The sequence below is a fragment of the Streptomyces calidiresistens genome, from assembly GCF_014141525.1.
GTDB classification, from domain to species: domain Bacteria; phylum Actinomycetota; class Actinomycetes; order Streptomycetales; family Streptomycetaceae; genus Streptomyces; species Streptomyces calidiresistens.
Window position 1 is genome coordinate 1 of record NZ_VKHS01000167.1, and the last position, 8,457, is coordinate 8,457.

Sequence of the window (8,457 nt, forward strand, 5' to 3'; positions counted from 1 at the left end):
CCGCGGGGCGGTGCCCGGGGGCGCCGGTTCCGGGGGTCCGACGGCGTGCCGCCGGACCCCCGGTCACGCGGTCCCGGCCGGACCTACTTGGCGTTGATGGCCTCCTCGACCACCGCGTAGACGCCGTCGAGGTTGACCATCCGCTCCAGCTCGGTCTGGTCGATGGTCACCTTGAACTCCTTCTCCAGGCCGGCGAGGATCTCGATGGCCCGCAGGGAGTCCGCGCCGTGGTCCTCCTTGAAGAGGCTGGTGCCGGTCACCTCGTCCTCCTCCAGCTCCAGGACGTCGCAGACGAGCTCCTTGATGCGCGCCTGACGGTCGGTGTCGATGCTCGTGGTCATCCGAATCTCTTCCTTCCGGTTGGGTGTTTCCTCGGGTGGTTGGCTCAATGGGCGGTTCGGTCGTGCACGGGCGGCCCGCCCGCCCGGGGCCGGGCGGGCCGCCCGTCCTCACCCGGACAGGCCGGCGAGGTCGCCGCGTCGGGGTCGGGGCGCCCCGGGGGACCGCCGGGCGCCGCCCCGGCAGACCTCCCTGGGGTCCCAGCCCGCGGGTCGTTCCGGCAGGAGGTCCGGATCGCCGTACACGGTCCCGCCGCGGGCGGCGGCGAGGAGGGGTTCGCCGAGGATGTCGGCGGCGCAGGAGATGCCGCCGAGCATGACGCCCGCGATACCGTTGCCCGCCCGGGTCCCGGCACCGACGACGTGCAGTCCGGTGAGACCGGTGGCCGTGCCGGGCCGGGCGGTGCCGCCCCACTCGGCCATGCCGAAGGGGGTGCCCCCGGAGGACAGCGTGTACCGCTCGTGGGTCAGCGGGGTGGCCGCCTCCAGGTGCGTGATGTGCTCGCGCAGCGGTCCGATGGCCTTCTCGGCCGCGCGCAGCGTGGCCTCGATCAGCTTCTCCTTGCGCCGCAGGTAGACCGGGTTGCGGCGGTACTCGCCGCCGGCCGCCGGCCCCTCCTCCACGCCCCACCAGGGGTAGTCGGCCGGGCACAGCGTCATCACCTGGAGGTTGGCGTGGCCCGGTGGGCACAGGGCCCGGTTCTCCGGGTCCTTGAGGGAGGCGAAGGAGCAGAAGAGGAACGGCACCTCATCGGTCCCGCCCGTTCTCGCCTGCTCGAAGTAGCCGTCGATGTCGTCGGTGTCGTACCACCACAGGTTGGCGTTGGGCCGGTCCCGCAGGTCGGTGTCGAGACCGAGGTAGAGCACCAGCCACGGCATGCCCATCCGGGCGTTCTCGGTGCGGGTCACCACCGACTTGGAGAAGTGTTCCGCGCCGACCAGTTCGAGCACCGTGCGCGGATAGTCCGCGTTGGAGACCACCAGGTCCGTCCTGATCGTCTCGCCGCCGTCCAGGCCGACGCCGACGACCCGGCGGTCCTCCACGAGGATGCGGCGCACCCTGCTGCGGGTGCGCACCCGCCCCCCGTGGGCCTCGATCACCTCCACCAGGCCCGCCGCGAGCACCTGTCCGCCACCGGCCGGGTAGTAGGCCCCGCGCAGGTAGTGGTCGGTGACGCCGGTGTGTCGCGCCACCGTGGCCTGACGGGGCGTCAGTCCGTAGTTCGGGGACTGCGCGGCCAGTACGGTGCGGGCCCGCGAGGACAGGCCGCAGTGGCCGAACAGGTCGTGCAGCGTCCGCCGGCCCCACTGCCGGATGGTGGCGGTGTTCGCCGCCATGTCCGCCACCGACCAGGTGTGGGCCTCGAACACGGTCGCGCGCTGTTCCTCGCCCAGGGCCGAGCAGATGTCGACGAAGGTGTTCAGCCCGTCGGCCTCGTCCGGCATGGCCCGGGTGAGCCGGTGCCGGTACTCCTCCCATCCGGCGGCCATGTCGACCGCGACGCCGGGAACCCTGATCAGGTCGAATCCGTCTTGGTCCATCTCCAGGAAGTCGACCCGGTCGCGGAGCCCGACCCCGGCCAGGATCGACGGGATGACCCCGCCGGGCGCGCAGTCGCCCAGGTAGTGGACGCCGACGTCGAACTCGTAGCTGCGGCGCCGCCGGAACACGTGGCTGTTGCCGCCCACGATCGAGAACTGCTCCAGCACCAGGACGCGTTTGCCCGCGGCGGCCAGGTAGGCGGCGGTGGTCAGGCCGCCGAGACCGGCCCCGACCACGACGGCGTCCCAGTCGGGGCCCGTCGCGCCGCCGTGCGCGGTGCTGTCCACAGTCGTCTCCTCATCGCTTGCCGCAGTGATGCCCGTCACCGGTCCGGCCTCAGCCGCAGCCGCCGGCGTGGCCCTGGTCGCCGGCCGCCGGCAGCAGGTCGGCCCGGGCCGCCGGGTCCGGCTCCCGGACGGCCGGCGTGCCGGGCCGCTCGGTGCCGTGGAGGGAGCGCACGAAGGGGGCGACCCGGTCCACGCCCCAGAACTTCTCCCTGCCGTTGATGAAGAACGGCACGCCGAACAGGCCGTCGTGGGCGGACTCCGCGAGCAGGGCGGCGCCCCGCTTGCGCAGCCCGGGGTCCCGGTGGGCCGTGGACAGCCGCTCGGCGTCGAGGCCGAGCCCCTCGGCGATGGCGGCGATCACCTCCGGGTCGGAGATGTTGCGCCCCTCCTGCCAGCGGGCCCGCTGGGCGGCGACCACGAAGTCCTTGCCGCGGCCCTCGTCCTCGGCGGCGATCCACGCCAGGTGGGAGACCTCCCAGCACGGATCGCGGTCGATGGGCCAGGTGATGTCGGTCAGCCCGCGTTCGCGGGCGAGCCTGCGGGTGTCCTGCAGGATGTAGAAGTTCTTCGCCCGGCTCATGGCGACGATCGGGAGGGTGACACCCTCGTCGGCCAGCAGCCGTGCGGTCTCCTCGTCGGGCTCCCAGAAGGGCAGCCAGTCGATGGAGTCGAGCACCTCCGGGTGGGTGCTCGTCAGGTCGCGGTGGGCGAGCCAGGAATACGGGCTGCGCAGGGAGAAGTACCAGCGCGGCCGACGGCGGGAAGCCATGGGGGTCCTCCGGGGGCGTCGTGGTGGGTCACTCGCCGCGCAGCGCGCGCAGGACCTCGTCGTCGAAGACGGCCATCTGCCACTCCGACTCCGGGGTCTCCTTGTGGCAGTAGCCGTGCGTGATGGAGCCGGTGGCGGTCCTGACGAGCCGGCCGTCCCGCACGACGTAGAAGTCCAGGCGGGAGGTGTAGAGCATGTCCTTGAAGATCGACTCCACGGTGTAGACCGTGTAGAGGTTCTCCTCCATGACCGTCTCGTCGGTGAAGCGCAGCTCGCACCGGGTCACGACGGGGATCCAGCCGCGTTCGTCGAGCATCCGCTTGATGCTGATGCCGCGGGAGGCGACGAAGATGTGCTTGGCCTCCTCCATCTGGCGCAGGTAGCCCGACATCTGCATGCGCTCGGTGAAGTGGCAGTAGTAGTAGGGGACCTTCCACTTCCAGCCGACGGCGTTGTCGTCGCCGATGATCTCGGCGAGCACCGGGTCGGTGTCGGTGTTCTCGCCGCGGTGGACCGCGCCGGCGAAGTCGTCGACCGGGGTGGCCTCCAGGGCGGTGGGCTGCTCGGTCGCCAGCCGGTCGACCACGAAGCGCCGCAGCTCCGCGGGGAGCGGGTCCGGGTTGTCGATGTTCGTGTCGCGCCGCAGCAGCACCCGCAGCTTGGAGGTGACGGCCTTCCTGGGGGCGCCGTCGCGCTGCACGATCGCGCTCACCGCGAAGACCATCTCGGTGTCGGTCTCCCGGATCTTCGGGGTCACCTCCAACAGCACGTCGTCGTCGAGGGTGAGGACGGTGTGCAGCCGGGTGTCCACGCCGACCACGTCGAAGTTGACGCCGTGCACGAGGTACAGCTCGGTGGCGCCGAGGCCGACGGCCCGGAAGTGGTCGAGGACCGCGGCTTCGAGCAGGTAGTGGTCACACTTGAAACCGATCGCGGTGTTGATGTTGCCGCCCTCGTAGGAGGGGCGCATCGTCACCGAACTCGGTTCGTTCAGCAGCTTCTTGATCTCGACATCGGTCAGGGTGGCCATCGGTGTGCTCCCGTACTCGGTTGGCCGTCGCCGGGGGGTGCCCGGCCGACAGGGTGGTGAGGAATCGCCGGACGGCGAGCGAGAACCGCTCCGGACGTTCGGCCATCGGTGTGTGCCCGCAGTCGTCGATCCGGTCGATCGAGGCGTTGCCGAGCCGGGCGGCGAGGAGTTCGCCCTCGGCGGGCGGCGCGATCGGGTCGCGGTCGCCGACGATGACGTGAACGGGCAGGTTCACCTGTTCGACGCGCAGGAAGGGGGTGCGCAGATAGGCGTGCAGGTAACGGACCACCCAGTGGGGGCCGAGCTGCGCGCAGGCGTGTTCGGCCATCTCGGCCCGCAGGTCCGGGTCCAGCGGCTTGCGGGCCATCACCCGGATGCCCTCCTCCGCGCCGAGCCGCAGCCGCTCGAGGAACCCGGGCAGTTCGGACCAGGCGAAGTCCTCCGGCCGCGGCCGGAAGAACGGCGAGACCAGCACGACGCCCCGCACCGCGAGTTCCCGGGCCGGGTCCGCACCCCCGACCGCGGCATCGGCGAGCCGGGCGAGCAGGAGGAGCGTCGCGTAGGAGTGCGCGATCACCACGTCCACGCCGCCGGGGACCCGGGCGATCGCCTCGGTGATCCGGTCGCCCTCGTCCCGTTCGGGGACGGCGAAGGGGCCGCCCGCCCGCCAGGGCAGACCGGCCGTCCACAGGTCCAGGCCGGGGGGACGGTGCTCGGCGAACGCGTTCCAGCAGCTTTCGGCGCTGCCGAGGCCGTGCAACAGCAGGGCGCGCGGACCCGCCTCGGCGGGAGCGCCCAACCGTCGGAGCACAAGCGGCTCGACATCGCCTTTCCGAAGCACCGAATATCCCTTTCCGAATGAACTCGGACAGCGGAGAACAACACCGGAGGGAGTTTCCTCCGGAACGCCGTCGCCGACGCCAGGAATATCCTCGGCACCGCCAAAGGCCTGGTCAACGACTTTGCAGCGACATGCAATCCGTCGCGCGCGGCATGCCGACCGGAATTACCGGATGGCCCGCGAAGCCGACACCCGCCGGCATCCGGACGACGAAATGACGCACCGCACACCCGATCATCCCGGAAACGCGGCGGACGGAAAGAGCTCTTTCAACAAGCTGCGACTACAAATTTTTCCAAGCGGCGACGACGTCGTCCGCGCCGGACGGCGCCGCCAGCGACCGCCGGGCCGCCACGAGGGCCCTGGGCCAGTTCACGGTCAGCGCGGCGCCCAGCCGGGTGCCGCGCCGGTAGGCCACGGCGAACCGGCGCGAGGGTCCCGAGCCGCGCACCACGGTGACCCCGTCGGCCGGATCGGGCCGGCCCAGCAGGGTGATCCTGCCGCCGTACTGGTCGGACCACAGGAAGAAGTTGTGCCGGTACGCCACCGGGGCCGGCCCGACGATGCCGCGCACCACGACGTCGGCCTGCTCCACGGCGTTGGTCCAGTGCTCGACCCGGGGGTGGCCCCCGAGCACCGGGTCGTGGCAGCGGGCCACGTCGCCGATCGCGTACACGGTGCGCTCGGCGTCGACCGCGCAGTACTCGTCGCACAGGACGCCGCCGTCCTCGCCCAGCGGCACCCCGGAGCCGGCGAGCCAGTCCGTGTTCGGCCGGACCCCCACGCCCACCACGACGGCGTCCGCGGCCAGCGTGCGTCCGTCGCTGAGCGCCACCCCGGTGACCACCGGGTCGCCGACGAGTCCGGCGACGGAGACCCCGCACAGCAGCCGCACCCCGTTGTCCTCGTGCAGCCCGGCCAGTTCGGCGGCCGGTTCCCGCCCCAGCAGCCCGGCCAGCGGCGCGGGCAGGGACTCCACGAGGGTCACCTCCGGGCCGCGGGCCCGGATCGTGGAGGCCACCTCGGCTCCGATGAAGCCGCCGCCGACGACGACGACCGGACCGCCCGGGCCCACCCGGTCCAGCCCGGCCCGCAGGGCGTGGCAGTCCGCGAGCGTGCGCAGCGGGTACGCGCCCCGACGGGGCATCCCGGGCAGCGTGCGCGGCGACGCGCCGCAGGCCAGGACCAGCCGGTCGTACCCCACCTCCTCCCCGGTGTCCAGCCGCAGCACGCGGCGTGCCGGGTCCAGGCCGACGGCGGACGCGGTGTACCGCCGCGCGCCCCATTCCTCGGCGCTGCCCAGGCAGGCGCGGTCGGGCGTCCAGTCACCGGCGAGGATCTGCTTGGACAGGGGTGGCCGGTCGTAGGGCGCGTCGGGGTCCGGGTCCACCAGCGCGATCGACCCCGTCCAGCCGGCTCCCCGCAGGCCCGACGCGACGCGGCTGCCGCCGACCGAGGTCCCGACGATCACCACGCGGCGGGCGCTCACGCTCCCCCTCCGTCGGTGACGAGCGCCCCCGCCGGGGCGGTCCGGGCCAGGGCGCGCGGGGTGCGCAGTTCCAGGACGTCCCGCAGACCGAAGGTCAACCCGGCCCCGCGTGCCCGGGAGGCCAGGCGGGCGGCCCGCAGGCTGTTCCCGCCCAGGGCGAAGAAGTCGTCGTCGAGGTGGATCGCGGGCACGTCGAGGATCTCGGCGAACAGGGCGCACACCAACGCCTCGACCGCGGTTTCCGGCTCGGCGCCCGCGGGGGCGGGCCGGACGGGCGGCTCGGGGAGCGCCGCCTTGTCGAGCTTGCCGTTGGAGGTCAGCGGGAGGTCGTCGACCACGACGATCGCCGGGGGGACCATGTGGGCGGGCAGTACCCGGGAGAGGGCCTCCCGCAGCGCGTCGGGGTCGGGGGTGGTGCCCTCCCCGGGCACCGCGTAGCCCGCCAGGTACCGGTCACCGGAACGGTCCTCGCGCGCGACCACGGCCGCCCGGCGCACCCCGGGCAGGCCCGCGAGCACCGAGGTGACCTCACCGAGTTCGATCCGGTAGCCGCGGATCTTCACCTGGTCGTCGGTGCGGCCCAGGTACTCCAGGACCCCGTCGGGTCGCGACCGCACCAGGTCGCCGGTGCGGTACATGCGCCCGCCCCCGCCGAAGGAATCGGCCACGAACCGTTCGGAGGTGAGGTCCGGGCGGCCCCAATAGCCGCGCGCCACCTGCCCGCCGGCGATGTACAGCTCGCCGACGGAGCCCGGGTCGACCGGCCGCAACCGCTCGTCCAGGACGTAGAGGTCGGTGCCCGGCGTCGGGAACCCGATGGGGGTGGCGCCGGGCTCGATCCCGTCCCGCGGGCCGATGCGGAAGGTGCAGCACCCGACGGTCGCCTCGGTCGGACCGTACTCGTTGATCACCGCCGCCCCGGGGTGGGCGCGGCGCCAGCGCTCCACGACCTCGCCGATCAGCATCTCCCCGCCGACCACCAGCTCGCCGGTCGGCGCCAGCCCGCCCGGCAGCACGGTCAGGATCGGCAGGTGCGACGGGGTCGCCTTGACGAAGCCCGGTCGCCCGTCCGCCGCGCCGTCCTCCCCCGGCTCCCGGTCCAGCGACGCGACCCGCACGCAGCCGCCCGTGAGCAGGGGCCCGTACAGCGCGGTGACCGTGAGGTCGAAGGCCACGGGCGAGTGCAGCAGCGCGCCGTCCGCCAGGCCCGGGTACTCGGCGCGGGCGAACTCCAGGTAGCGGACGAGGGTGTCGTGCTGCACCGCGACGCCCTTGGGCCGGCCGGTGGACCCGGAGGTGTGGATGACGTAGGCCAGGTTCCGCGCGCCGAGCGGCGCCACCCGGTCGGCGTCGGTCGGGTCGTGGTCGGGGCCGCCGGCCGCCTCGGCGGCGGCGAGGGCCCCGGCGACGGTCAGGGTCCGCGGGCCCCCGGCCCCGTGCTCCGGCTCGTGGCCGGGGCCGTGCTCACGGACCAGCATCAGCTCCAGTCCGGTGTCCCCGACGATGAACGCGACCCGTTCGGCCGGGCAGTCCTCGTCGATCGGGACGTACGCCGCGCCGGCCTTGAGGATGCCGAGCAGGGCCACCACCAGGTCGGTCGACCTGGCCATCCGGACCCCGACGAGGCACTCCGGGCCGATGCCCAGGGCGATCAGGTGGTGCGCCAGCAGGTTCGCCCGGCGGTTCAGCCCGGTGTAGTCCAGCTCCCGACCGCCGGAGCGGACGGCGGGGGCGTGCGGCGTGCGGGCCACCTGTCGCCGCAGGAGGTCGGGGAGGGGCGATTGAGCCATCGTGTCTTCCTCTTCCTTCGGAACGGGGTCGCGGGGCCGGGGCCCCGGTCACCCGGCGCGATCCGCCGCCAACTGACGGATCGTCGGACGCAGGTACAGGTCGCGCATCGCGACGGTGAAGTCGCCGCGCCGGCGCAGTTCGGCTCCCATCCGCATGGCCAGCAGGGAGTTGCCGCCGAGGTCGAAGAAGTTGTCCTCCGGGCCGACCGGGACACCGAGCACCTCGTGCCAGACCTCCAGCAGCGTCGCCTCGAAGGGATCGCCCGGTGCCGGGGTGCCGTCACCGGCGCCGCGGGTGTCCCCGGCCCCGGCCCGGTCGGCGGGCCGGGCGGCCGGTGCGGCGGCGGTCGCCGGCGGGGTGGGTCGGGGC

8 protein-coding genes are annotated in these 8,457 nt (G+C 73.4%); all 8 read right to left on the reverse strand.

Annotated features, from left to right (window positions below; all coding sequences use genetic code 11):
• Positions 1 to 83: 83 nt before the first annotated feature.
• Positions 84 to 341 (reverse strand): acyl carrier protein, encoded by a 258-nt coding sequence (locus FOE67_RS09700; protein WP_143617382.1) that lies wholly within the window; start codon positions 339 to 341, stop codon positions 84 to 86.
• A gap of 108 nt (positions 342 to 449) precedes the next feature.
• Positions 450 to 2,168 (reverse strand): phytoene desaturase family protein, encoded by a 1,719-nt coding sequence (locus FOE67_RS09705; protein WP_182662587.1) that lies wholly within the window; start codon positions 2,166 to 2,168, stop codon positions 450 to 452.
• A 49-nt stretch (positions 2,169 to 2,217) separates the two neighbouring features.
• Complete coding sequence (locus FOE67_RS09710) at positions 2,218 to 2,937, reverse strand: 2-hydroxychromene-2-carboxylate isomerase (protein WP_182662589.1); 720 nt, start codon at positions 2,935 to 2,937, stop codon at positions 2,218 to 2,220.
• 28 nt (positions 2,938 to 2,965) lie between these two features.
• Positions 2,966 to 3,967: an acyl-CoA thioesterase family protein gene (locus FOE67_RS09715; protein ID WP_182662591.1), complete on the reverse strand. Its 1,002-nt coding sequence runs from the start codon at positions 3,965 to 3,967 to the stop codon at positions 2,966 to 2,968.
• Complete coding sequence (locus FOE67_RS09720; RefSeq protein ID WP_182662593.1) at positions 3,852 to 4,808, reverse strand: alpha/beta fold hydrolase; 957 nt, start codon at positions 4,806 to 4,808, stop codon at positions 3,852 to 3,854. The genes FOE67_RS09715 and FOE67_RS09720 overlap by 116 nt, the downstream gene beginning before the upstream one ends.
• Before the next feature lie 283 nt (positions 4,809 to 5,091).
• On the reverse strand, positions 5,092 to 6,297 hold the full coding sequence (locus tag FOE67_RS09725) for an NAD(P)/FAD-dependent oxidoreductase (RefSeq protein ID WP_182662595.1): 1,206 nt from the start codon (positions 6,295 to 6,297) through the stop codon (positions 5,092 to 5,094).
• A complete protein-coding gene (locus FOE67_RS09730) occupies positions 6,294 to 8,087 on the reverse strand; it encodes an amino acid adenylation domain-containing protein (RefSeq protein WP_182662597.1) in 1,794 nt (597 codons plus the stop codon). The genes FOE67_RS09725 and FOE67_RS09730 overlap by 4 nt, the downstream gene beginning before the upstream one ends.
• A gap of 48 nt (positions 8,088 to 8,135) precedes the next feature.
• The coding region (locus FOE67_RS09735; RefSeq protein WP_182662599.1) for a phosphopantetheine-binding protein at positions 8,136 to 8,457 on the reverse strand (322 nt) is incomplete at its 5' end.